Source organism: Streptomyces cynarae, from assembly GCF_025642135.1.
Taxonomy (GTDB): Bacteria; Actinomycetota; Actinomycetes; order Streptomycetales; family Streptomycetaceae; genus Streptomyces; species Streptomyces cynarae.
In genome coordinates, this window is the sequence record NZ_CP106793.1 from 6,469,174 (window position 1) to 6,494,224 (window position 25,051).

Below are 25,051 nucleotides of genomic sequence, written 5' to 3' on the forward strand. Positions count from 1 at the left end.
CCACCGTCACCGCCGTACGCGGCGTCCGGCCCGGTTAGGCTGCGGATCATGCTTGTCGCCGCCGCCGTCTGTCCCTTTCCGCCCCTGCTCGTGCCCGAGGTCGCCGCGGGTGCGGCGCCCGAACTGGACGGCGCCCGTGCCGCCTGCAAGGACGCGCTGGGCGTGCTCGCCGCCGCCCGCCCCGACCGGCTGGTGGTCGTCGGGCCCGCCGGGGAGGGCGAGGAGGGCACCTACGCGGAGGGCGCGCGGGGGTCGTTCCGGGGCTTCGGTGTGGACGTCGACGTACGCCTGGGTGCGGGCGGCACGGCTCAGGAGCGTGAGCTTCCGCCGGCGCTCGCGGTCGCCGCGTGGCTGCTGGATCGCACGCGCTGGGCCGGCGCACCCGTGGAGGGGCTGGCAGTGCCGGAACTCGTGGCACCCGAGCGGTGCGCCGAGGTCGGAGCCGAGCTGGCCGCACAGGCCGAGCGGACGGCCCTGCTGATCATGGGCGACGGCAGCGCGTGCCGCTCGGTGAAGGCGCCGGGCTACCTGGACGAGCGCGCGGCCGACTTCGACGCGGAGGTCGCGCGGGCGCTGGGCGCGGCGGACGTGACGGCACTGAGATCCCTTGACCCGGCCCTCGCCCACGCATTGCGGGCCCGCGGCCGGGCCCCCTGGCAGGTCCTCGCGGGCGCGGCAGAAGGCGTACGCCTGTCCGGCAACCTGCTGTACGACGAGGCGCCGTACGGCGTGGGGTACATGGTGGCCGCCTGGTCGTAGCGGTCCTGTGAGCGCGACCGCCGGGTTCGGGTAGCTCCTGCGTGGTACCGCGACACGGCGGACGGCCGGGAGGCCGTGGCCCCGCGGCCCTCCGCCGATGGGTGACGCGCTGTCCGGAGCGTGATCAGGAGGCCGAAGGCGGCTGTGGTGTCTCCGGGGGCGCCGCTTCGCCGGTCGACGGGCCGGTGTCCCGGTGGGCGAGGCGCTCCACCGCGTGCTTCGCCTTGTCCGTGCCCGTGTGGATCTTGTCGCTGTACTTGCCCTTGGTCCGATCGTCGATCATCTTCGCGGCCTTGTCGAGGCCACGATCGACCTTGTCCTCGTGCTGCTGCGCGAGGTCCGAGACCTTGGCTTTCAGGTTGTCCACGAGCCCCATGGTCCACCTTCCCTGGCTCAAGCGGTTACGTACGGGCGCCCTCGCCTGCCTCGCTGTCGGCGGCCTTCTCGGCGGACTGCTGCTTCGGGATCCCGACCCCGTCGTCGGCGGCCTCCGCGCTCTTGTGCGGCGCGCCCTCCGGCTTCCCGTCGGGCTCGGCCGCGCCCGCGTCCGCTTCCTCCACCTCGTCCGCCGCCCCCACCTCGGCGGCCTCCACCGCCTGTGCGGCCTCCGCCGCGGCCGACCGGTCCTCCTCGGTCGTCCTCGACCTCCGGAGAAGCCGTGCAAAAACGCCCATATCCACTCCATACGTTACTCGTGCGGGCGAAATACCGCGTAGCCCGGTGCGTCCCATTGCGTCGCCCCGGGTCACCCGTTCTCGAACCGGTGACCGGAACCACGCAACAGGCAACGACCTCCCACTCGGGGCGTCACGTAACTCGTTCGAGGCGGGGTCCGGAGGTTTGCGAGACTGTTGCGGTGAGTAGTGCAGCCCCCGCGCCGCGGGTCATCGCCGTCGTCGGACCGACCGCGGCCGGAAAGTCCGATCTGGGAGTATTCCTGGCCCAGCAGCTCGGCGGGGAGGTCGTCAACGCCGACTCCATGCAGCTCTACCGGGGGATGGACATCGGCACCGCCAAGCTGACGCCCGAGGAGCGCGGCGGCGTTCCGCACCACCTGCTGGACGTCTGGGACGTGACGGTGACGGCGTCCGTCGCCGAGTACCAGCGCCTCGCCCGCGCCCGTATCGACGCGCTGCTCGCCGAGGGCCGCTGGCCCGTCCTGGTGGGCGGCTCGGGACTGTACGTGCGCGGCGCGGTCGACAACCTGGAGTTCCCCGGCACCGACCCAGAGGTGCGCGCCCGGCTCGAGGAGGAGCTCGCCCTGCGCGGCTCCGGAGCGCTCCACGCGCGCCTGGCCGCCGCCGACCCGGAGGCCGCCCAGGCCATCCTGCCCGGCAACGGCCGCCGGATCGTACGGGCCCTGGAGGTCATCGAGATCACCGGCCGGCCCTTCACCGCCAACCTCCCGGGTCATGACTCGGTCTACGACACCGTCCAGATCGGCGTCGACGTCGGCAGGCCCGAGTTGGACGAGCGGATCGCACGCCGCGTCGACCGGATGTGGGAGGCGGGGCTCGTGGACGAGGTACGGGCACTGGAGGCGCAGGGCCTGCGCGAGGGGCGTACGGCGTCACGCGCGCTCGGATATCAGCAGGTGCTCACGGCGCTCGCGGGGGAGTGCACGCTGGAAGAGGCGCGCGCCGAGACCGTACGCGCAACCAAGCGCTTCGCGCGCCGTCAGGACTCCTGGTTCCGCCGTGACCCGCGCGTGCACTGGCTCAGCGGCGCCGCGGACGACCTCGGGGAACTTCCGCATCTCGCGCTGGCGTTGATCGAACGACCGGTTACAGCCTGATCACGTGATGGCATCGGGACGCTCCGGCCGTCATCCGGGCCTCATCCGGCATGCCATCATCGAGCTTCGATCGACCAAGTGAGTCCGAGTTGGGAGGGCGCGTGGCGATGGAGGCCGGCCCTCGCGACACCGCACAAGGCGCGCAGCACGGGACCGCGCAGGACGAGGACCCAAGGCTCAGTTCCGACGGTCCCGACGAGCAGCTCGCGGGCGGTGTGACCGCCGACGGGCCGGATGCGGACGAGCTGTCCACCGGGCTCGAGGTCGAGGTCGAGCTGCGCCCGCAGCGCCGGCTGCGGATCTGGCAGCTCGCCCCGATCGTGGGGCTGGCCGCGGTCGGCTCCCTGATGTTCGCCTTCCCGCTGGCGTTCGAGTTCGGTGACGGCGGCGCCGTGGTCGCCATGCTCGGCCTGCTGATCTGCTCGTGCGCGGCCGGCTGGGGCATGATGGCCGCGCGGCGCGTCGGATACACGTGGCCCGGCCTGCCGCAGCGCGGTTCCGGACGGCGCGCGGACTGGCGTGTGGTCCTCGGGTACGCCGTGGTGGTCGTCGCGGTCGTCGCGCTGGCCGTGTGGCGCGTGGCCCGGCTGCGCTGAGCACCCTCGCCGGACGCCGCTGACCCCGCTGCCGTACCGACCCTCTCCGTACGCCGCTGTCCTAGAGGCCTCGCCGTACGCCGCTGTCGTACCGACCCCGTACGATCGAGGGATGAGCACGCGGATCGCCTTCCTCAAGGGTCACGGCACGGAGAACGACTTCGTGATCATCCCGGACCCCGAGAACGCCATCGACCTGCCCCCGGCCGCCGTCGCCGCCCTGTGCGACCGCCGCGCGGGCATCGGCGGCGACGGTCTGCTGCACGTCGTGCGCTCCGCCGCGCACCCCGAGGCCGAGGAGATGGCCGGGGAGGCGGAGTGGTTCATGGACTACCGCAACGGCGACGGCTCGGTCGCGGAGATGTGCGGCAACGGCGTACGGGTGTTCGCGCGCTACCTCCAGCACGCCGGTCACGTGACCGAGGGCGATCTCGCGATCGCAACGCGCGGGGGTGTCAAGACCGTCCACCTCGCGAAGGACGGCGATGTCACCGTCGGCATGGGCCGGGCCGTCCTGCCCGCGGGGGACGTCACGGTCAGTGTCGGCGAGCACAGCTGGCCCGCGCGCAACGTGAACATGGGCAACCCGCACGCGGTCGCGTTCGTAGACGACCTCGCGCACGCGGGGAACCTGTTCACCCCGCCCCCGTTCAGCCCGGCCTCCGCCTACCCGGACGGGGTGAACGTCGAGTTCGTGGTCGACCGCGCCCCTCGCCACGTCGCGATGCGCGTCCACGAGCGCGGCTCCGGGGAGACCCGCTCGTGCGGCACGGGCGCGTGCGCGGTGGCCGTGGCCACGGCCCGCCGCGACGGCGCCGACCCGGCCGTGACGGGCACCCCCGTGACGTACACCGTGGACGTTCCGGGCGGCACCCTGGTGATCACCGAGCGCCCGGACGGCGAGATCGAGATGACCGGCCCGGCGGTGATCGTCGCCGAGGGCGAGATCGACGCCGAGTGGCTCCTGACCGCGGCCCGCTGACGCGCAGCTCGACGACGTCGTCACGCGGACCGGAAGTCCCCGGACGAACGGCCGGGGAGTCTCCTGCCGCTCCTGCGGCTGCCCGAACTCGAGCCCCCACGCTGCCCTTTGAGGGGCGAACGGACGGCGCGCCGAAGCACGGCGTGGCATGCGGGCGGTGACGTTGCGCACCGCGCGGTGGCCGAAAGAAGGCGCTCCGCCTTGCCGCCGTACGGCTCCGGATCAAAGCCCCAGCCGCTTCCGGCGCGCCGATCCCCAGCTCGGAGCCGGTGGAAACGCCGGAATCGACGGCCGGAGCAGGTTCCCCTGGCGGAAACGCGTAAACCTTCAGGGCATCGCTCGAATGGGTGATCCGCTTCACGCTCGGCGAGAGCCGGTCGGGCAGGCGTGGTGGGCTCGATAGCATCAAGCACCGGCCGGGACGGGGAACCGTCGCGAGCCCCTGCGCCGCGAACGCCAGCAGGCACTCCGTCCGCCGGTCGACGCAGCCGGAGGTGCCCAATGAGTGCGGAGGCCACGAACCCTGCCGACCCCGCCCCTGCAACGCCCGGGGCCCACCGCAGGAAGAGCCGCGCCCGGCTCGACCTGCGCCGGCTGGGCCGGGCCGCGCTGCTCGGCCCCGCCGCCCGTGACCGGCTGCCCGACGCCATCGGCCACGTCGTCGAGGCCCACCGCGCCCATCACCCCGACGCCGACCTCGAACCACTGCGCCGCGCCTATCTGTTGGCCGAGTCCTCGCACCGGGGACAGATGCGCAAGAGCGGCGAGCCGTACATCACACACCCCCTCGCCGTGACCTTGATCCTCGCCGAACTCGGGGCCGAGACCACGACCTTGACCGCTTCCCTGCTCCACGACACCGTCGAGGACACCGATGTGACGCTCGAGCAGGTGCGCGAGGAGTTCGGCGAGGAGGTGCGCTACCTCGTCGACGGTGTCACCAAACTGGAGAAGGTCGACTACGGAGCGGCCGCCGAGCCCGAGACCTTCCGCAAGATGCTCGTCGCCGCCGGCAACGACGTCCGCGTGATGTCGATCAAACTCGCCGACCGGCTGCACAACATGCGCACGCTCGGCGTGATGCGCCGGGAGAAGCAGGAACGCATCGCCAGGGTCACCCGGGACGTGCTCATCCCGCTCGCCGAGCGCCTCGGCGTCCAGGCGCTCAAGACCGAACTCGAGGACCTCGTCTTCGCGGTCCTGCACCCGGAGGAGTACGAGCACACCAGGGAACTCATCGCCGAGAACGCGGCGCACGGCGACGATCCGCTCGCCGAGACGGCCGACCAGGTGCGCACGGTGCTGCGCGAGGCCGGGATCCCGGCCGAAGTCCTCATCCGGCCACGGCACTTCGTCTCCGTCCACCGCGTCTCCCGCAAGCGGGGCCGGTTGCGCGGCGCCGACTTCGGGCGCCTGCTGGTGCTCGTGAACGAGGACGCCGACTGCTACGCGGTCCTCGGCGAACTGCACACCTGCATGACCCCGGTGGTCTCGGAGTTCAAGGACTTCATCGCCGTCCCCAAGTTCAACCTGTACCAGTCGCTGCACACCGCGGTCACGCGGGAGGACGGCGAGGTCGCCGAAGTCCTCATCCGCACCCACCAGATGCACAAGGTCGCCGAGGCCGGAGTGATCGCGCTCGGCAATCCCTACGCCCCCGCCTCCGACGATCCGGCCGACGGCGAGCGCGCCGACCCCACCCGGCCCGGCTGGCTCTCCCGGCTGCTTCAGTGGCAGCAGGCGGCGCCGGACACCGACACGTTCTGGTCGTCACTGCGCGAGGACCTCGCCCAGGACCGGGAGATCACCGTGTTCCGCCCCGACGGGGGCGCGCTGGGGCTTCCGGAGGGCGCCAGTTGCGTGGACGCGGCGTACGCGCAGTACGGGGAGGACGCGCACGCGTGCATCGGGGCCCGGGTCAACGGGCGGCTGGCGACGCTGAGCACGGTCCTGAAGGACGGCGACACCGTGCAGCTCCTCATGGGCCAGGACCCGGCCTCGGAGCCGTCCCGGGAGTGGCTGGAGCACGCCCGCACGCCGGCCGCGCGGATCGCGATCCAGCGATGGCTGGCGGCGCATCCGGTGTCCGCCGAGACCTTCGGCGGCGCGTCGGCGCCGGGCGCCCGGGACTCGCTGGACGACGCCGGCGCGCACGCCCCCGGCCTCGGGACCGCCGCACGCCGGCCGGCCCTGCCCGCGCGCCCCACCACGGACACGCCCGGCGTGCGCGACGCCAACGCCGTCGTGGACCTGCCCGGCGCCACCGTGCGGCTCGCGGGCTGCTGTACGCCGGTGCCGCCGGACGAGGTCACCGGCTTCGCCGTGCGCGGGGGCGTGGTGACCGTGCACCGCGTCGAGTGCGCCGGAGTGGAGCGCATGAAGAGCGCCGGGCGCGAGGAGGTCGGCGTGCGCTGGGGGGACACCACCGAGTGCCGGGTCACGCTCGTCGCGGAGTCCTTCGGCCGCCCGCACCTGCTCGCGGACCTCACCGAGGCCATCGCCCTGGAAGGCGTCGCCATCGTCTCGGCCACGGTCGAGCCCCCGAGCCAGCAGCGCGTACGCCACACGTACACACTCCAGCTCCCGGACGCCTCCCATCTGCCGTCCCTGATGAAAGCGATGCGGAACGTGCCGGGGGTCTACGACGTGAGCAGAGCCCAGCACCCGGCCACGACCGTGCACTGACAGTGCCCCCACCCGGCTGCCTGTCCGGTGCGGGCCGGCCGTCCCCGTTCGGCCGCCGGCCCGCGTCCCCCTACAGCCGCCCCGCCCGACCCCCGCACGGCCGCTGCCTGACCCGCCCGTACGGCTGCCGCCGGATCCCACGAGTCGACCCCCTGCTCCGTCAGCCGTCCCCCGGCTGAACCCGTTCGAGTGGGACGGGTGCGCGTCGGACACGTCCGGGGAGTGCGCGCTGATAGCGGTGGTCCATGCCGCTCAGCCTTCGTTCCGTCACGCCACGTGTCCACCGTGCCCAGGCGGCCCTGCTCGCCTGTGCCGTCTCCGGTTGTCTGATCGCCGCGAGCGCCCCTTCGCCCGCCGCCCCCCTCGGCGTCGGCGACCGTCTCTACCCCACGCTCGGCAACCCCGGATACGACGTCCGGTCGTACGACCTCTCCTTCACCTACACCGGCGACAACAGCAAGCCGCTCGCCGCCGTCACCACCATCAACGCCCGTACCACCCAGCGGCTGGAGCGCGTCAACCTCGACTTCGCGCACGGCACGGTCGAGTCCGTCGACGTCAACGGCCTGCGCGCGGACTTCACCGGCGCGGGGGAGGACCTGGTGATCACTCCTGGCGTCCCGCTCCCCAAGGGGAGCCTGCTGCGCATCACCGTGCGGCACACCAGCGACCCCGTCTCCGGCAAGGACCGGCAGGGCGGCTGGGTGCGCACCGACGACGGGCTCGCCATGGCCAACCAGGCCGACGCCGCCCACCTGGTCTTCCCGTGCAACGACCACCCGTCCGACAAGGCGATGTTCACGATCCACGTGACCGCGCCGGACGACTACACGGCCGTGGCGAACGGTGTCCCGGTGAGCACGCGGCGAAGCGGAAGAAGCACCACCTGGACCTACCGCACCCAGCACCCCATGGCCACGGAACTCGCCCAGGTGTCCATCGGCCGCACCGCCGTCCTGCACCGCACGGGACCCCACGGCCTTCCCGTCCGCGACGTGGTCCCGGCCAAGGATCAGGCGGAGCTCGAACGCTGGCTGAAGAAGACGCCCGACCAGATCGCCTGGCTGGAGAAGAAGGTCGGCCCGTACCCCTTCGAGACGTACGGGGTGTTGATCGCCCAGGCCAAGACCGGCTTCGAGCTGGAGACGCAGACGCTGTCCCTCTTCGAGAAACGCATGTTCACCGAGCCCGCTTTCCCCTCGTGGTACATCGAGTCGATCATGGTCCACGAGCTGTCCCACCAGTGGTTCGGCGACAGCGTCAGCCCGCGCACCTGGTCCGACCTGTGGCTCAACGAGGGACACGCCACCTGGTACGAGGCCCTGTACGCGGACGAGACGGCACACCGGTCCCTTCAGGCGCGGATGAAGGCGGCGTACGCCCTCTCCGACGGCTGGCGCGCCTCCGACGGCCCGCCCGCCGCGCCCAAGCCTCCGAAGCCCGGGCAGAAGATCAGCCTCTTCCGGCCCAACGTCTACGACGGAGCCGCCCTGGTGCTGTACGCCCTGCGCCAGGAGATCGGCGCCACCGCCTTCCAGCGCCTGGAGCGGGCCTGGGTGGCACTGCACCACGACTCCACGGCGACCACCGCCGACTTCGAACGCCTGGCGTCCGACACCGCCGGACGCGATCTGAGCGCCTTCTTCCAGGGGTGGCTCCATGGCGAGAAGACCCCGCCGATGCCCGGCCACCCGGACTGGAGGAGCGAGCCCGCCGAGAGCGCCAAGGGCGCCGAACAAGTCGGATGACGGGACGGGCCGTGCCGTGGGACCATCATCAGGTCGGCGGCGCGGCCCCCTCGGGGCGGGTGACCGGGAATCTTCCGGGGCACTCGAGCGTTGTGACCGGTGACGACGTCTGTGACGGGCACTGCACGGCCGCCACTCCGTCACCGCAACCGGATTCCCATCGACGTAAGGACCCAATGACCTCCTCTTCTTCCCCTTCCCAGGACGCCAAGCGCCTCGCACACGCCTACGCCGAAGGTCTTCGGGCCGATGCCCTGATGGAAGAGGACGTCGCCTGGAGCCACGAGATCGACGGAGAGCGGGACGGCGACCAGTTCGACCGCTCCGAGCGCGCGGCCCTGCGCCGTGTCGCGGGCCTGTCCACCGAGCTCGAGGACGTCACCGAGGTCGAGTACCGACAGCTGCGGCTGGAGCGCGTCGTGCTCGTCGGGGTGTGGACGTCGGGGACCGCGCAGGACGCGGAGAACTCCCTCGCCGAGCTGGCCGCCCTCGCGGAGACCGCGGGTGCGCTCGTGCTCGACGGTGTGATCCAGCGCCGTGACACGCCCGACGCGGCCACCTACATCGGCTCCGGCAAGGCGAACGAGCTGCGCGACATCGTCCTCGAGACGGGCGCGGACACCGTCATCTGCGACGGTGAGCTGAGCCCGGCCCAGCTGATCCACCTCGAGGACGTCGTCAAGGTCAAGGTCATCGACCGTACGGCCCTGATCCTGGACATCTTCGCCCAGCACGCCAAGTCCCGCGAGGGCAAGGCGCAGGTCGCGCTCGCCCAGATGCAGTACATGCTGCCGAGGCTGCGCGGCTGGGGTCAGTCGCTGTCCCGGCAGATGGGCGGCGGCAGCGGCGGCCTCGCGACCCGCGGCCCCGGTGAGACCAAGATCGAGACGGACCGGCGGCGGATCCGCGAGAAGATGGCGAAGATGCGCCGGGAGATCGCGGAGATGAAGACCGGCCGCGAGATCAAGCGCCAGGAGCGCAGGCGCCACAAGGTGCCCTCGGTCGCCATCGCGGGCTACACCAACGCAGGCAAGTCCTCCCTGCTCAACCGCCTCACCGGCGCGGGCGTCCTGGTCGAGAACGCGCTGTTCGCGACCCTCGACCCGACCGTGCGCCGGGCGCAGACCCCGAGCGGGCGGCTGTACACGCTGGCGGACACCGTCGGCTTCGTACGGCACCTGCCGCACCACCTGGTCGAGGCGTTCCGCTCCACGATGGAGGAGGTCGGCGACTCCGACCTGATCCTGCACGTGGTCGACGGTTCGCACCCGAACCCGGAGGAGCAGCTGGCCGCCGTGCGCGAGGTGATCACGGACGTCGGCGCCACCGGCGTACCGGAGATCGTCGTGATCAACAAGGCGGACGCGGCGGACCCGCTGGTGCTCCAGCGGCTGCTGCGGATCGAGAACCGCGCCATCGCGGTCTCGGCCCGCACCGGCCAGGGCATCGAGGAACTGCTCGCGCTCATCGACGACGAGCTGCCGAGGCCGTCGGTCGAGATCGAGGCGCTCGTGCCCTACACGCACGGCCGACTGGTCGCGCGCGCCCACTCCGACGGCGAGGTGATCTCCGAGGAGCACACCCCGGAGGGCACCGTGCTCAAGGCTCGGGTGCACGAGGAACTGGCGGCGGAACTGGCGCCGTACGCGCCGGCTCCCGCGCTCTGACCCTCGGCGTGAAGGTTCGAAGCCCGCTCCCTGCGACAGGGAGCGGGCTTCGCTTTCCTCACGGGTGTCCGGGGACGGACGACGGCGAGGCGGGGCGCGTCACTGGTCCGCGAACTTCCTGCTGACCCCCTCGTAGACCCCCTTGGCCACCGTGCCCAGTCGCGGCCCGGCCAGCCAGCCGGAGGTCACCGGGCCGATCGAGGTGTTGGAGACCAGGGCGGGCTTGCCGTCCGCGCCCGTCTCCACCCAGCCGCCGCCGGACGCACCGCCCGTCATGGTGCAGCCGATGCGGTACATCGTCGGGTCCGTCCGCACGAACGACAGGCGGCCCGGCTTGTCCTGGCACCGGTACAGCTTCTGGCCGTCGTACGGAGGCGCGGCCGGGTAGCCGGTCGCGGTGATGCTGTCGACCTTCAAAACCGCCGGCGCGTCGAAGTTCACCGGGAGCGCCGAACCGACGGTCTCCTCCAGGGACTTGCCGCCGTTGCCCTGCTCGGGCGTCACGTGGATGACGGCGAAGTCGTACGACGCGCCCTGGCCGCCCGTCTCGCCGCCCTGCTCGATCCACTGCTCGGAGGTCTGCGCCCAGTCACCCCACCAGACACCGTACGGGGCGATCTCCTGCCGCGTCGCGTTCCTCAACTCGGCTGCCGGCAGCCCGGAGTTGTTGTACGCCGGCACGAAGGCGATGTTGCGGTACCAGCCGCCGTTCCTGCCCGCGTGCACGCAGTGGCCCGCCGTCCACACGAGGTTGGACTTCCCGGGGTGCGCCGGGTCCTCCACCACGGTTGCCGAGCAGACCATCGTGCCCTTGGGGGAGTCGAAGAACACCTTCCCCGCCGTGGGCGCGTTGTCGTGGTATGCGGGCGGCACCGCCTGCGCCTTCACCGGTGCCGGGGTCGGGTCCGTGACACCCTGGTCGCCCGAGAGGTCGTCGGAGTCGACCTTCTTGGCAGGGTCGTTCGCCTTGCGCATCCGGTCCGGGTTCCACAGACCCGTGATGATCGGGTTGATGAAGTCGTCGGCCTCGCGCAGCCAGTCGTCCTTGTTCCAGTTCTTCCAGGCGCCGTTCTTCCACTTGTCGATGTCGATCCCGTGCTGCTTGAGCTTCTGCTTGATGTCGTCCGGGATCTTGATCTTGCCGTCGCCCGTGGAGGACGCGGACGCGCTCGCCCCCGCGTGCGCATCGCCGCCACCGCCCGAGTCGCACGCGGTCGCGGTCAGCGCCAGCGCCAGGGCGAGGCCGACCGCCGCCGGCACCGGAGAGGTTCTGCGGCGCGCACCGCCTTCCGAGCGGACGGCGAAGCGCGGTCGTATCGGTCGCATGGTGGAACTCCCCCTGGAAGGAACGGTGTCGGGCAGTGGCGTACCGCCGAGGACGGCGGTAGGCAACGGATGATCATCCGCTTCCGCTGAACGGCATCACACACTATGCGCTCGCTGTGGGGGAGTTCCCGCGGAACGGCAACGGTTCGGCTACAAGGCGCCTGATCCGGCGGTTCGCCGGGAGCCCAAAGATCTTCCGCCCGGCCGCTTCCCCGCGCCGCTCGGGTCGTTGTAGGTGCGGGGGCCTGCCGTCCCGGCCCGGGCCCTCGACCATCGCCTCTGAACAGCGGGAGGAACTGACGCCGTGACCGTGACGGAGACTGCGGTGGTGCCGGTGGAGGGCGCGTCGAAGGGGCGCGCGGGAGCCGAACAGGGGTGCGAGGGAGCCTCGGAGGCCGAGCGTGCACGCGGGGCGCACGAAGGCATTCTGCGGCGGCAGTCGGCGCGCGAGTCCGCGGCGCGCACCTACGCGCGCGCCCTGCCGATCGTGCCCGTGCGGGCGCGCGGGCTCACCATCGAGGGCGCCGACGGACGCCGCTACCTGGACTGTCTCTCCGGTGCGGGCACGCTGGCCCTCGGCCACAACCACCCGGTGGTCCTGGAGGCGATCCGGAAGGTCCTCGACTCGGGTGCGCCGCTGCACGTCCTGGATCTGGCCACGCCCGTGAAGGACGCCTTCACCACGGAGCTGTTCCGCACCCTGCCGCCCGCACTCGCCGACCGCGCGCGCGTGCAGTTCTGCGGACCGGCCGGGACGGACGCCGTCGAGGCGGCACTGAAACTGGTGCGCACGGCCACCGGGCGAAGGGGCATCCTGGCCTTCACCGGCGCCTACCACGGCATGACCGCGGGGGCGCTCGAGGCGTCCGGGGGCGCGGGCGACGTGCGCGTCACCCGTCTGCCGTTCCCCCAGGACTACCGCTGTCCGTTCGGGGTCGGCGGCGAGCGCGGCGCCGAACTGTCCGCCCGCTGGACGGAGTCCCTCCTCGACGACACCAAGTCGGGGGTGCCCCTGCCCGCCGGGATGATCCTCGAACCGGTCCAGGGCGAGGGCGGGGTGCACCCGGCGCCGGACGTGTGGCTGCGCCGTATGCGGCGGATCACCGAGGCCCGTGCCATCCCGCTGATCGCGGACGAGGTGCAGACGGGCGTGGGCCGCACCGGACGCTTCTGGGCGGTCGAACACAGCGGGGTGGTGCCCGACGTGATGGTCCTCTCCAAGGCGATCGGCGGCAGCCTGCCGCTCGCCGTCGTCGTCTACCGCGACGACCTCGACGTGTGGAAACCCGGCGCCCACGCCGGAACGTTCCGCGGCAACCAGCTCGCCATGGCCGCCGGCACCGCGACCCTCGCGTACGTCCGCGAGAACCGCCTCGCCGAGCGCGCGGCCACGCTCGGCGCCCGCATGCTGGACCGACTCCGCTGTCTCGCCGCCGAGTTCCCGTGCGTCGGGGACGTACGCGGCCGGGGGCTGATGATCGGCATCGAGCTGGTGAACCCCGAGTCCGCATCCGACCCGGCGCCCCAGGACTCCACGGCCTCCCTGCCCGGGGGCACCGGACCACGCCCCGTCGCTCCCGCGCTGGCCGCCGCCGTGCAGCGGGAGTGCCTGCGGCGCGGTCTGATCGTGGAGCTGGGCGGGCGGCACGCGAGCGTGGTCCGCCTGCTGCCGCCGCTGACGATCACCGACGAGCAGACGGACGCGGTCCTGGACCGGCTCGCCGACGCTGTGGCCGCGGTGGCCGCAGGGCCGGTGGTCCATCCCTGAGCCCGCCCGCCCCGCTCTTCGCCGGCACGGGCACGAGGACCGGCCGGCGGCCGGGCACGACCTCCGTCGACTCGGTACCTCCCTCACCGGCCCCGGGGTCACCGCATCCGCACCCGCACCCGCACCGCCTGGCCCGTCGCCGTACGAGCCGGAACGACCTCACGAGGTACGCCCCTTGAACGCCACCCCTGCCCACGCCACTCCCGCCCCCGAGGGGCCCGCCCACGACGTGGGCCGCCCCGCCTCCGACGGTCACGGCCCCACCCACGCGCAAGGCGCCGGCCACGCGCAGGACATCGTGCCCCCGGGATGCCACACGCTGCCTGCGCAGCAGCCGGCATCACCGGAGGCGGACGAGCCGCACGGCACCGCCGCCGACCCTCTGGACCACCCGGACCCGCACACGGCGGCCCAGGCCGCGACCGTGGAGAACCTGCTGCGCTGCTGGGTCCGCGAGAACGACCTCGCCGCTCCCTGGGACGGCACCCTGCGCATCCCGCTCCGCGCCGGCGGCACGGCCCTCCTCGTCCCGGTCCACCACTGGTCCCCCACCGGCTGGCACCGCTTCGGCCTGCCCCGCCTGGCCGGCGCTCCGGAGCAGGCCCCGCCCGTGGACGCGGTGACGGTGGCGGCACTGCTGGCACGGGAGACGGCGGGCTCCGGGGCCGCACCGGCCACCGCCCCCGGCGGGGCCGCACCGGCCCCGGAGCCGGGCGCCGTGCCGAACCACGTCACCGACCTGCTGGCCCGCGTCGCCGACTCCGCACGCCGCACCGCCACCTTCCTCACCGACCGCCGTGAGCGTCCCGCGGACGGTGCGGACCTCTTCCTCTCCGCCGAACAGGCCCTGCTGCTCGGACACCCGATGCACCCCACGGCCAAGAGCCGCGAGGGCCTCTCGGACACCGAGGCCCGGCTCTACTCACCCGAGCTGCGCGGCTCCTTCCCGCTGCACTGGTTCGCGGTCGCGCCCTCGGTGAGCGCGGCCGACTCGGCATGGACGGAAGGCGGCCGGCCCCTGCCCGCCGACCGGCTCACCGAACGGCTCGCCGGCCCGGACCTCCCGCTGCCTCAGGGCTTCACCGCACTGCCGCTGCACCCCTGGCAGGCGCGCGAGATCCGGCACCGCCCCGAGGCGGCCGCCCTGCTGGACGCCGGACTCCTGCGGGACCTCGGCCCTCACGGCACGCCCTGGCACCCCACGTCCTCCGTCCGCACCGTCCACCGCTCGGGCGCCCCCGCGATGCTCAAGCTGTCGCTGGGCCTGTGCATCACCAACTCCCGGCGGGAGAACCTCCGCAAGGAACTCCACCGGGGCGTAGAGGTGCACCGCCTGCTGCGCAGAGGCCTCGGCAAGCAGTGGCGCGCAGCGCACCCCGGCTTCGACATCGTCCGCGACCCTGCCTGGGTCGCCGTCGACGACCAGGACGGCAACCCCGTGGCCGGACTCGACGTGGTGATCCGCCACAATCCCTTCACCCCCGCCGACGACGCCTCCTGCGTCGCCGGACTCGTCTCGCCCAGGCCCCGCCCGCACCCCGACGGACGGCGGCGTCCCGCCATGTGCTCCCGGCTCGCCGAGATCGTCACCCGTCTCGCCGGGCGCACCGGCCGCTCGCGCGGGGCCGTCGCCACCGAGTGGTTCCTGCGCTACCTCCACCACGTGGTCCGCCCGGTGCTCTGGCTGGACAGCGAGGCCGGCATCGCCCTGGAGGCACACCAGCAGAACACCGTGCTCCTGCTGGACACCGAGGGCTGGCCCGCCGGCGGCCGTTACCGCGACAACCAGGGCTACTACTTCCGCGCGTCCCGCCGCGCCGAACTCGACGCGCGGCTGCCCGGCATCGGCGAGCTCAGCGACACGTTCGTCTCCGACGAGGTCACCGACGAACGCTTCGCCTACTACCTCGGCATCAACAACGTCCTCGGCCTCATCGGAGCCTTCGGCTCCCAACGCCTCGCCGACGAGCGGCTGTTGCTCGCCGCCTTCCGCGGCTTCCTCGCCGACGCCGCCACCGGTCCGGGCCGGCTGCGCACGTCCCTGCCGGCCCGTCTGCTCGACTCACCCGTCCTCAGGTGCAAGGCCAATCTGCTGACCCGGCTGCACGGCCTGGACGAACTCGTCGGCCCGGTCGACACCCAGTCCGTCTACGTCACCATCACCAACCCCCTCCATCCCTGACCCGGCCGTCACGCACCGCCCTGATCCCCGAGGAACATGACCCGTCCCGTCTTCTGAGAGGAGCGTCGCCGTGTCTCCCACCGACGCGAGCACCGACACCGGCACCGCCTCCGTGGAGCCCGTCACCGCCCGGGGCCCGGGAGCCGGCGCTCCACCCGGCACCGGTCCGAACTCCGGCGCCGACTGCGAGGAAACCCTCGATCTACGGCTGCCCGGTGAGTTCCTGGCGCTCCGCGTCCAGGAGGAGCCGGGCACGTCGGCCCTTCCGCCGGACGACGACCTCCTCGACCATGTCGCCGACTGGGGAGCCACGACCACCCCCGTGGGTGTCTTCCATCTCGTGCCGGTCCACCTCGGCCGCGATCTCCCGCTGATCGTTCGCTGGATGAACGACCCCGCCGTGGCGGTCTTCTGGGAACTCGCCGGAGAGGCGTCGGTCACCGAGCGGCACCTGCGCGCCCAACTGGCCGGTGACGGACGCAGTGTCCCCTGCCTCGGCGTGCTGGACGGCACCCCCATGAGCTACTGGGAGATCTACCGCGCGGACCTCGACCCCCTGGCTCGCAACTACCCCGCCCGCCCCCATGACACCGGAATCCACCTCCTCATCGGGGGTGTCGCCGACCGCGGGCGCGGCCTCGGCTCCGCACTGCTCCGCTGCGTCGCCGACCTCGTCCTCGACCGGCGTCCCTCCTGCGCCCGCGTCGTCGCCGAACCCGATCTGCGCAACACGCCCTCCGTCGCCGCGTTCCTGAGCGCCGGCTTCCGGTTCTCCTCCGAGGTCGACCTGCCCGACAAGCGGGCCGCCCTGATGATCCGGGACCGGGCCCTGCGCCATCTGCTCTAGGACCTCCGCAGCGCCATCACTATGAGTAACGATTCTCGTCCCGCATCACACCACCCCGGCACCCCCGCACCACACCCGAGCCTTCCATGCGCCGAGGGATGCAGCGCCCGTTTGTCAGTGCCGCACCGTAGGGTGGTCGCGCTATGACAAAGCCCTCACTCCCCGAACTCCTCCACGCCGCCGTCGCAGCCGTCGGCGGCACGGAGCGCCCCGGCCAGGTGGCCATGGCCCAGGCCGTCGCGGAGGCGATCGACGACGGCTCCCATCTGCTGGTCCAGGCCGGCACCGGCACCGGAAAGTCGCTGGGCTATCTGGTGCCGGCGCTCGCGCACGGGGAGCGCGTGGTCGTGGCGACCGCCACCCTGGCGCTGCAGCGGCAGCTCGTCGAGCGGGACCTGCCCCGCACGGTGGAGGCGCTGCACCCGCTGCTGCGCCGCCGCCCGGAGTTCGCCATGCTCAAGGGCCGGTCGAACTACCTGTGCCTGCACCGGCTGCACGAGGGCGTGCCGCAGGACGAGGAGGACGGCCTCTTCGACCAGTTCGAGGCCGCGGCGCCCACCAGCAAACTGGGCCAGGACCTGCTGCGGCTGCGCGACTGGTCCCAGGAGACGGAGAGCGGCGACCGCGACGACCTCACCCCCGGTGTCTCCGACCGCGCCTGGGCCCAGGTGTCCGTGTCGTCCCGGGAGTGCCTGGGCGCCTCGAAGTGCGCTTACGGCGCCGAGTGCTTCGCCGAGACGGCCCGTGAGCGGGCCAAGCTCGCCGAGGTCGTCGTCACCAACCACGCGCTGCTCGCGATCGACGCCATCGAGGGCGCCCCGGTCCTCCCGCAGCACGAGGTGCTGATCGTCGACGAGGCCCACGAGCTGGTCTCCCGGGTGACGGGCGTCGCCACCGGAGAGCTCACCCCCGGCCAGGTCAACCGTGCGGTGCGTCGCGCGGCGAAACTCGTCAACGAGAAGGCCGCCGACCAGCTCCAGACCGCGGCCGAGGGCTTCGAGCGGCTGATGGAGCTGGCCCTGCCCGGCCGTCTGGAGGAGATCCCGGAGGACCTCGCGTACGCGCTGATGGCGCTGCGCGACGCCTGCCGCACGGTGATCTCCGCGATCGGCGCGACCCGTGACAAGTCCGTCCAGGACGAGGACGCGGTGCGCAAGCAGGCGCTGGCCTCCGTGGAGGGCGTGCACGACGTGGCGGAGCGGGTCGCCAACGGCTCCGAGTGGGACGTCGTCTGGTACGAGCGCCATGACCGCTTCGGTGCCTCCCTGCGCGTGGCCCCCATGTCGGTGTCGGGACTGCTGCGGGAGAAGCTGTTCGCGGACCGCTCGGTCGTCCTCACCTCCGCCACCCTGAAGCTGGGCGGCGACTTCAACGGCGTCGGGGCGTCCCTGGGACTGGCCCCCGAGGGCACGGAGGGCGACGACGTGCCGAAGTGGAAGGGCGTGGATGTCGGATCCCCCTTCGACTATCCGAAGCAGGGCATCCTGTATGTCGCGAAGCACCTGTCACGCCCCGCGCGGGACGGCGAGCGCACGGACATGCTGGACGAGCTGACGGAGCTGATCCAGGCGGCCGGCGGCCGCACCCTGGGCTTGTTCTCGTCGATGCGGGCCGCTCAGCTCGCCGCGGAGGAGCTGCGCACCCGTATCCCCGAGTTCCCGATCCTTCTCCAGGGCGAGGAGACCCTCGGGGAGTTGATCAAGAACTTCGCGGCGGACCCGAGGACGTGCCTGTTCGGCACACTGTCGCTCTGGCAGGGCGTCGACGTCCCCGGGCCCAGCTGCCAGCTGGTCGTCATGGACAAGATCCCCTTCCCGCGCCCCGACGACCCGCTGATGAGCGCCCGCCAGAAGGCCGTCGAGGAAGCCGGGGGCAATGGCTTCATGGCCGTCGCGGCCACGCACGCCGCGCTGTTGATGGCACAGGGCGCCGGCCGGCTCGTACGGGCGTCCGGCGACAGAGGTGTGGTCGCCGTCCTGGACCAGCGGCTCGCCACGGCCCGCTACGGCGGCTATCTGAAGGCGTCCCTGCCCGACTTCTGGTACACGACGGACCGCAACCAGGTCCGGAAGTCCCTGGCGGCGATCGACGCCGCGGCGAAGGCTCAGGGAGCGTAGCTCCCCGTCAGCATGTGCCGCCCGCCCTCAGCGCCGGCGAGGGCCCAGGCCATGCGTCGGCGCAGTGGCGAGGAGCCCAGGCCGCGCGCCAGTGTGGCGGCCGGGGGCAGGCCCCGCGCCGGCGCGGCAGCGGGGAGGAAGCACGCGGTGCGCGCCGACGCAGTGCCGGGGAAGGAAGGCGGAGAGCGCGGCGTGCCCGGCTGCGGACAGCATGGGGCCCCGGAACCGGCGCAGGGGTCCCGGGGCCCGGATCAGGGGCGGGCGTCCGTGCGCCCGCCGCGGAGGGTCACACCCGCCGCAGTACCGCCACCACCTTGCCGAGGATCGTCGCCTCGTCGCCCGGGATCGGCTGGTACGCGGAGTTGTGCGGCAGCAGCCAGACGTGGCCGTCCTCGCGCTTGAACCGCTTCACGGTGGCCTCGCCGTCGAGCATCGCGGCGACGATGTCACCGTTCTCCGCGACGGGCTGGCGCCGGACCGTGACCCAGTCGCCGTCACAGATCGCTGCCTCGATCATGGAGTCGCCGACGACCTTCAGGACGAAGAGCTCACCGTCACCGACGAGCTGCCTCGGGAGCGGGAAGACGTCCTCGACCGACTCCTCGGCGAGGATCGGGCCACCGGCCGCGATCCGGCCGACCAGGGGGACGTACGACGCGGCGGGCTTGCCCGCGGTGTCGGTGGGCTGCACGGAGGACGCCTGGTCGGAGCCGCGCACCTCGTATGCGCGCGGACGGTGCGGGTCACGGCGCAGGAAACCCTTGCGCTCCAGTGCCATCAGCTGGTGTGCGACCGATGAGGTGCTGGAGAGGCCGACGGCCTGGCCGATCTCCCGCATCGACGGCGGGTAGCCGCGCCGCTGTACCGAGTCCCGGATGACCTCGATCACCCGGCGCTGCCGCTCGGTCAGCCCGGAGCTGTCCGCCCGGATGCCTGGAGGTCGGCCGGGCAGGGACCTCTTCGGCCCCTCAGGGCTCGCGGCTTCGTTCATGGCATGCACCGGCTCGAGTCGGCCCTGGGAGCGGTCCTGGGCAGTGATGGTGGCACTGTCTGCGGTGGTGGTCACGTCGTCGGCCCCTCTCGATGGTCTCCCGTGCAGCACAACGGTAGTTGCTTTCGAAAGGTTGCGCCAAACACACGTTCGAGTGAAAAACCGGGAATTACCTGACGTGATCAGGTCTCCGGGTGTATTGAGCCGACGCCGCTTCCGGTGGGCGGAAGTGCCCCCTGCTGTACTCTTCACCGCCGGGGCGAGGACCTTGTGGGCCGCCACGGACGGCGCCCAGTCTGCCATCCGACGCGCCGCCGGCCGCGTACCGGCCCCACTTCTCCATGTGGCGTCCACCGTATCCGCGCGTGGCCCGAATGGGTATGACCGTGCGGCACATGCCAAGACGTCCTCGGTTTGCGTGTCGCCGCCAAATGTACGAGCCAATCGCTACATGTAGTGGTTGGATTGCAGTAGTGACCCACAAGTTGTGGTCCCCCGGTCTTCGCGGTCACCGAGATCGCCTATGCTTGGGGCTGCTTCGTGGGGCCGGTGAGCCTCATGAGGTCTATGCGTCGTGCTGAAAAGGAGGGATGGAGCCATGCACTGCCCCTTCTGCAGGCACCCCGACAGTCGCGTCGTCGACAGCCGTACGACCGACGACGGCACGTCGATCCGCAGGCGCCGCCAGTGCCCCGACTGCTCCCGTCGATTCACGACCGTGGAGACCTGTTCGCTGATGGTGGTCAAGCGGTCCGGAGTCACCGAGCCCTTCAGCCGTACCAAGGTCATCAACGGCGTGCGCAAGGCATGCCAGGGGCGGCCTGTCACCGAGGACGCACTCGCCCAGCTCGGCCAGCGGGTCGAGGAGGCCGTGCGGGCCACCGGGAGCGCCGAGCTGACCACCCACGACGTGGGTCTGGCCATACTCGGCCCCTTGCAGGAGCTCGACCTCGTCGCCTACCTGCGGTTCGCGTCCGTCTACCGGGCGTTCGACTCGCTGGAGGACTTCGAGGCCGCCATCGCGGAACTCAGGCAGCAGCGGGAGCGCACCGCCGTGGACGAGGACGACCACGAGATCACTGACGCGGAGCGCCAGGGAACCGACCGCGGGTCCGGAGGAGCGGCCGACGCCCTCCTGCCCGCCACCGCCGCCGACTGACGGGCGGGCCGACCCGGTCGGCCCCGTCGGCGGCGCACACAGACCCGTCACGCGCGCCCGCAGGACGCGCGTGACAAGCAGACACAACACCGTGCCATGGAAGAAAAGGGCACTTCAGGGCGTTTTCGCCCGTACAGGGAGGCGGCATGACAGAGACGGCGAGCGGTCCGGCACGAGGTTCCCGAGCGAAGGGCGCCAAGGCCACCAAGGGGCTGCGTATCGAGCGCATCCACACGACCCCGGGCGTGCACCCGTACGACGAGGTCGAGTGGGCGCGCCGTGACGTCGTCATGACCAACTGGCGCGACGGCTCGGTCAACTTCGAGCAGCGTGGCGTCGAGTTCCCCGAGTTCTGGTCGGTGAACGCGGTCAACATCGTCACCAGCAAGTACTTCCGCGGTGCCGTCGGCACCCCCCAGCGCGAGACCAGCCTCAAGCAGCTGATCGACCGCATCGTGAAGACCTACCGGAAGGCCGGAGAGGACCACAAGTACTTCGCCTCGCCCGCCGACGCGGAGATCTTCGAGCACGAACTGGCGTACGCCCTCCTGCACCAGATCTTCAGCTTCAACAGCCCCGTCTGGTTCAACGTCGGCACGGCCCAGCCCCAGCAGGTCTCCGCCTGCTTCATCCTGTCCGTCGACGACTCCATGGAGTCGATCCTCGACTGGTACAAGGAAGAGGGCATGATCTTCAAGGGCGGCTCCGGCGCCGGCCTGAACCTCTCCCGCATCCGCTCCTCCAAGGAGCTGCTCTCCTCCGGCGGCAACGCCTCCGGCCCGGTCTCCTTCATGCGCGGCGCCGACGCCTCCGCAGGAACGATCAAGTCGGGCGGCGCCACCCGCCGCGCCGCCAAGATGGTCATCCTGGACGTCGACCACCCGGACGTCGAGGACTTCATCGAGACCAAGGTGAAGGAGGAGGAGAAGATCCGCGCGCTGCGCGACGCGGGCTTCGACATGGACCTCGGCGGCGAGGACATCACCTCCGTCCAGTACCAGAACGCCAACAACTCGGTCCGCGTCAACGACACCTTCATGAAGGCCGTCGAGAACGGCGAGAAGTTCGGCCTGCGCGCCCGCATGACCGGCGAGGTCATCGAGGAGGTCGACGCCAAGACCCTGTTCCGCAAGATGGCCGAGGCCGCCTGGGCCTGCGCCGACCCGGGCATCCAGTACGACGACACGATCAACCACTGGCACACGTGCCCGGAGTCCGGCCGTATCAACGGCTCGAACCCGTGCAGCGAGTACATGCACCTGGACAACACGTCCTGCAACCTCGCCTCGCTGAACCTGATGAAGTTCCTGAAGGACGACGGCAAGGGCAACCAGTCCTTCGACGTCGAGCGCTTCTCGAAGGTCGTCGAGCTGGTCATCACCGCGATGGACATCTCGATCTGCTTCGCGGACTTCCCGACCCAGAAGATCGGCGAGAACACCCGCGCCTTCCGCCAGCTCGGCATCGGCTACGCCAACCTCGGCGCCCTGCTCATGGCGACCGGCCACGCCTACGACTCCGACGGCGGCCGCGCCCTCGCCGGTGCCATCACCTCCCTGATGACCGGCACCGCCTACCGCCGCTCCGCCGAACTCGCCGCGGTCGTCGGCCCGTACGACGGCTACGCCCGCAACGAGCAGGCGCACCTGCGCGTCATGAAGCAGCACTCCGACGCCAACGCCACCGCCGTCCGCATGGACGACTTGGACACCCCGGTGTGGGCCGCGGCCACCGAGGCCTGGCAGGACGTGCTGCGGATCGGCGAGAAGAACGGATTCCGCAACTCCCAGGCGTCCGTCCTCGCCCCGACCGGCACCATCGGTCTCGCCATGGGCTGCGACACCACCGGTGTCGAGCCGGACCTGGCGCTGGTCAAGTTCAAGAAGCTGGTCGGCGGCGGCTCGATGCAGATCGTCAACGGCACCGTGCCGCAGGCGCTGCGCCGCCTCGGCTACCAGGAGGAGCAGATCGAGGCGATCGTCGCCCACATCGCCGAGCACGGCAATGTGATCGACGCGCCGGGCCTCAAGCCGGAGCACTACGAGGTCTTCGACTGCGCCATGGGCGAGCGCGCCATCTCCCCGATGGGCCACGTCCGCATGATGGCCGCGATCCAGCCGTGGATCTCCGGCGCCATCTCCAAGACGGTCAACATGCCCGAGTCGGCGACCGTCGAGGACGTCGAGGAGATCTACTTCGAGGCCTGGAAGCTGGGCATCAAGGCGCTCGCGATCTACCGCGACAACTGCAAGGTCGGCCAGCCCCTCTCCGCCAAGAAGAAGGAGACGGCAGAGAAGCCGGCCGAGCAGCCCGCCGCGGAGCCGACGGTCGAGAAGGTCGTCGAGTACCGTCCGGTCCGCAAGCGCCTCCCGAAGGGCCGTCCCGGCATCACCACCTCCTTCACCGTCGGCGGCGCCGAGGGCTACATGACCGCCAACTCCTACCCGGACGACGGTCTCGGCGAGGTCTTCCTGAAGATGTCCAAGCAGGGCTCGACCCTCGCGGGCATGATGGACGCGTTCTCCATCGCCGTCTCGGTGGGCCTGCAGTACGGCGTGCCGCTGGAGACGTACGTCTCCAAGTTCACCAACATGCGCTTCGAGCCGGCCGGTATGACGGACGACCCGGACGTGCGGATGGCGCAGTCGATCGTCGACTACATCTTCCGCCGTCTGGCGCTGGACTTCCTGCCCTTCGAGACGCGCTCTGCGCTCGGCATCCACTCCGCCGAGGAGCGTCAGCGCCACCTGGAGACCGGTTCGTACGAGCCGATCGACGACGAGGAGGTCGACGTCGAGGGCCTGGCCCAGTCGGCCCCGCGCACCCAGGAGCTGAAGGCGGTCGCCACGCCGAGGACGGAGTCCGCCGTGGCCAAGCCGGCCCCGCAGCAGGCGCACACCAGCGCCGAGCTGGTGGAGATGCAGCTGGGCATCCAGGCGGACGCCCCGCTGTGCTTCTCCTGCGGTACGAAGATGCAGCGGGCGGGCTCCTGCTACATCTGCGAGGGCTGCGGCTCGACGAGCGGCTGCAGCTGACCGACACCCGAAGGGCGGCACGACCGGTGGTCGTGCCGCCCTTCGGCGTGAACAGGCCCTAGGAGAGCGGCCGGCCCATGACCCGGGCGAAGCCCTCCGGGTCCGTGTCGAAGCCGTGGACGCCCGGGTGGAACGTCCACTCCCCGGAGGAGTCGCGCACGAACTCCGCCACCCTCGCCGATGTGGCGCCGAGGACGCCCCCGAAGTCGTCCTCGGCGAGCACGGTGTAGTCCTCGCGGACCCGCAACGCCGGGTTCAGGACGCCGACGAACGTCCTGCGCCCGGCTCGCTGCTGGATGGTGACGCCGACCACCACGCGCGCGTACCGGCCGTCGAGCCGGTACAGCTCCACGGTCATGACCTCGTCCCAGCCGAAGCCCTTGCCGTCCAGGCTGTCGCGGTTGAGATAGATCGTGCCGTCGGGGGAGCGGCTGTCGAAGTGCACCACATAGGCGGGGGCCCCATAGGGATCATCCGCCAGATAGGTCGCGGCCACGATGTCGAGGTCGGTGGGCGGCTGGTCGGAGGGACTCGGGTCCCACTTCACCGCCAGTTCGACCTTGCGGATGCCCTTGTTGAGACCGGTCATCTCCCATTCCCTCCCCGTTGTCATCCGCCCTTGTGGGAACTCCCGTTCCATGAGGGCCAGTTGTCCATTGTGCCTCGTGCGCGGGGCGCTCGCTCGGGTGCACTCCGCGGGAGCGTGACCAACGCCACGCAAGCTGGCCTTACGATGGCGCGGTGCTGGTCAAGTGGATTCGCTGCACCGTGGTCGACCGCCGCGGTTTCGAACGGGGGCAGCGAAAGTGGGCGGGGCTTCTGGGGGAGCCGGGCTTCCGGGGACAGGGCGGGGGTTTCAGCCGGGTCAGGCCCGGTGTGGCGCACATCTTCGCGTTCTGGGAGAGCCGCGCCTTCTACGACTCGTTCATGGCGCGCTCGCACGACCGGCTGGCAGCCGCGCAGGCGGGCACGTTCAAGGACCAGCAGGTCCGGCTCTTCGACCACCGCTTCGATGTGAAAACCGGCTTCGAGCCCCGCTTCACCGACGCCGACCTGGTGCGCGTCGCGCACTGCCGGGTCCACGAGGAGCGCGCCGAGCACTTCGCGCTGATGCAGGAGAAGGTATGGAACCCGGCCATGGCGGGTTCACCCGGCATGATCCGCGGACTCTTCGGCGAGGCGCCGGGCCATGAGTTCCTGATCCTGTCCATGTGGCAGTCGGCGGCGGAGCACGGCAAGTACCGGGAGGAGCGCGTGGAGCGGCTGGCGCTGCGGGCACAGACGGAGGCGGACGTCGCGGCGCTCACCGGGGACATCGTGGAGCTGGAGTCGACGTGGACGGTCTGACGCCCACCGTTTGGAATCCGGACGGACCTTTGGATGTGGCTCAGGTG

The 25,051-nt window shown here is 71.6% G+C and carries 19 protein-coding genes; 14 read left to right on the forward strand and 5 right to left on the reverse strand.

Annotated features, from left to right (window positions below):
* The first annotated feature begins 48 nt into the window (after window positions 1-48).
* Window positions 49-759 carry a class III extradiol dioxygenase subunit B-like domain-containing protein gene (locus tag N8I84_RS29430; RefSeq protein WP_263232446.1) on the forward strand — a complete coding sequence of 237 codons (711 nt, stop codon included), beginning with the start codon at window positions 49-51 and terminating at the stop codon, window positions 757-759.
* 124 nt (window positions 760-883) lie between these two features.
* On the opposite strand, the gene N8I84_RS29435 is transcribed toward N8I84_RS29430, so the two are convergent.
* Entirely contained in the window at window positions 884-1,135 is a 252-nt protein-coding gene (locus tag N8I84_RS29435; RefSeq protein WP_263232447.1) for an antitoxin, read from the reverse strand.
* 25 nt (window positions 1,136-1,160) lie between these two features.
* A complete protein-coding gene (locus tag N8I84_RS29440) occupies window positions 1,161-1,433 on the reverse strand; it encodes a hypothetical protein (protein WP_263232448.1) in 273 nt (90 codons plus the stop codon).
* A gap of 182 nt (window positions 1,434-1,615) precedes the next feature.
* Here N8I84_RS29440 and miaA point away from each other — a divergent pair, with 182 nt between their 5' ends.
* The 6 genes from miaA (at window position 1,616) to hflX (ending at window position 10,232) form a co-directional block, all read left to right on the forward strand.
* The gene (gene miaA / locus N8I84_RS29445; protein WP_263232449.1) at window positions 1,616-2,554 is read left to right on the forward strand and encodes a tRNA (adenosine(37)-N6)-dimethylallyltransferase MiaA; all 939 of its coding nucleotides are present in this window, start codon (window positions 1,616-1,618) and stop codon (window positions 2,552-2,554) included.
* A 107-nt stretch (window positions 2,555-2,661) separates the two neighbouring features.
* On the forward strand, window positions 2,662-3,150 hold the full coding sequence (locus N8I84_RS29450) for a hypothetical protein (protein WP_263234927.1): 489 nt from the start codon (window positions 2,662-2,664) through the stop codon (window positions 3,148-3,150).
* Between the two features lie 112 nt (window positions 3,151-3,262).
* Entirely contained in the window at window positions 3,263-4,132 is an 870-nt protein-coding gene (gene dapF, locus N8I84_RS29455; protein WP_263232450.1) for a diaminopimelate epimerase, read from the forward strand.
* A 501-nt stretch (window positions 4,133-4,633) separates the two neighbouring features.
* A complete protein-coding gene (locus tag N8I84_RS29460; protein WP_263232451.1) occupies window positions 4,634-6,817 on the forward strand; it encodes a RelA/SpoT family protein in 2,184 nt (727 codons plus the stop codon).
* A 245-nt stretch (window positions 6,818-7,062) separates the two neighbouring features.
* On the forward strand, window positions 7,063-8,565 hold the full coding sequence (locus tag N8I84_RS29465) for a M1 family metallopeptidase (RefSeq protein ID WP_263232452.1): 1,503 nt from the start codon (window positions 7,063-7,065) through the stop codon (window positions 8,563-8,565).
* Window positions 8,566-8,741: 176 nt separating this feature from the next.
* The gene (gene hflX, locus N8I84_RS29470; protein ID WP_263232453.1) at window positions 8,742-10,232 is read left to right on the forward strand and encodes a GTPase HflX; all 1,491 of its coding nucleotides are present in this window, start codon (window positions 8,742-8,744) and stop codon (window positions 10,230-10,232) included.
* A gap of 99 nt (window positions 10,233-10,331) precedes the next feature.
* Here the strand turns inward: hflX and N8I84_RS29475 are convergent, their stop codons facing one another.
* On the reverse strand, window positions 10,332-11,558 hold the full coding sequence (locus tag N8I84_RS29475; protein WP_263232454.1) for a trypsin-like serine peptidase: 1,227 nt from the start codon (window positions 11,556-11,558) through the stop codon (window positions 10,332-10,334).
* A 334-nt stretch (window positions 11,559-11,892) separates the two neighbouring features.
* On the opposite strand from N8I84_RS29475, the gene N8I84_RS29480 reads away from it, so the two are divergent.
* The 4 genes from N8I84_RS29480 to N8I84_RS29495 all read left to right on the forward strand — a co-directional run bounded on the left by N8I84_RS29480 (window position 11,893) and on the right by N8I84_RS29495 (window position 18,472).
* Complete coding sequence (locus tag N8I84_RS29480; RefSeq protein ID WP_390899060.1) at window positions 11,893-13,326, forward strand: diaminobutyrate--2-oxoglutarate transaminase family protein; 1,434 nt, start codon at window positions 11,893-11,895, stop codon at window positions 13,324-13,326.
* Between the two features lie 175 nt (window positions 13,327-13,501).
* On the forward strand, window positions 13,502-15,508 hold the full coding sequence (locus N8I84_RS29485) for an IucA/IucC family protein (RefSeq protein WP_390898960.1): 2,007 nt from the start codon (window positions 13,502-13,504) through the stop codon (window positions 15,506-15,508).
* A gap of 70 nt (window positions 15,509-15,578) precedes the next feature.
* Window positions 15,579-16,355, forward strand: coding sequence for a GNAT family N-acetyltransferase (locus N8I84_RS29490; protein ID WP_263232455.1), 777 nt, complete (start codon window positions 15,579-15,581; stop codon window positions 16,353-16,355).
* 143 nt (window positions 16,356-16,498) lie between these two features.
* The gene (locus N8I84_RS29495; protein WP_263232456.1) at window positions 16,499-18,472 is read left to right on the forward strand and encodes an ATP-dependent DNA helicase; all 1,974 of its coding nucleotides are present in this window, start codon (window positions 16,499-16,501) and stop codon (window positions 18,470-18,472) included.
* Window positions 18,473-18,758: 286 nt separating this feature from the next.
* Here the strand turns inward: N8I84_RS29495 and lexA are convergent, their stop codons facing one another.
* Complete coding sequence (lexA, locus tag N8I84_RS29500) at window positions 18,759-19,538, reverse strand: transcriptional repressor LexA (protein WP_263232457.1); 780 nt, start codon at window positions 19,536-19,538, stop codon at window positions 18,759-18,761.
* Between the two features lie 523 nt (window positions 19,539-20,061).
* Here lexA and nrdR point away from each other — a divergent pair.
* Both nrdR and N8I84_RS29510 read left to right on the forward strand, forming a co-directional pair.
* Entirely contained in the window at window positions 20,062-20,622 is a 561-nt protein-coding gene (gene nrdR, locus N8I84_RS29505; protein ID WP_200418533.1) for a transcriptional regulator NrdR, read from the forward strand.
* A 146-nt stretch (window positions 20,623-20,768) separates the two neighbouring features.
* Window positions 20,769-23,657 carry a vitamin B12-dependent ribonucleotide reductase gene (locus N8I84_RS29510; RefSeq protein ID WP_263232458.1) on the forward strand — a complete coding sequence of 963 codons (2,889 nt, stop codon included), beginning with the start codon at window positions 20,769-20,771 and terminating at the stop codon, window positions 23,655-23,657.
* A 58-nt stretch (window positions 23,658-23,715) separates the two neighbouring features.
* On the opposite strand, the gene N8I84_RS29515 is transcribed toward N8I84_RS29510, so the two are convergent.
* Window positions 23,716-24,246 carry a TerD family protein gene (locus N8I84_RS29515; protein WP_263232459.1) on the reverse strand — a complete coding sequence of 177 codons (531 nt, stop codon included), beginning with the start codon at window positions 24,244-24,246 and terminating at the stop codon, window positions 23,716-23,718.
* Between the two features lie 152 nt (window positions 24,247-24,398).
* On the opposite strand from N8I84_RS29515, the gene N8I84_RS29520 reads away from it, so the two are divergent.
* Window positions 24,399-25,004, forward strand: a complete 606-nt coding sequence (locus N8I84_RS29520) for a YdbC family protein (RefSeq protein ID WP_200418530.1) — start codon at window positions 24,399-24,401, stop codon at window positions 25,002-25,004.
* Window positions 25,005-25,051: the final 47 nt, after the last annotated feature.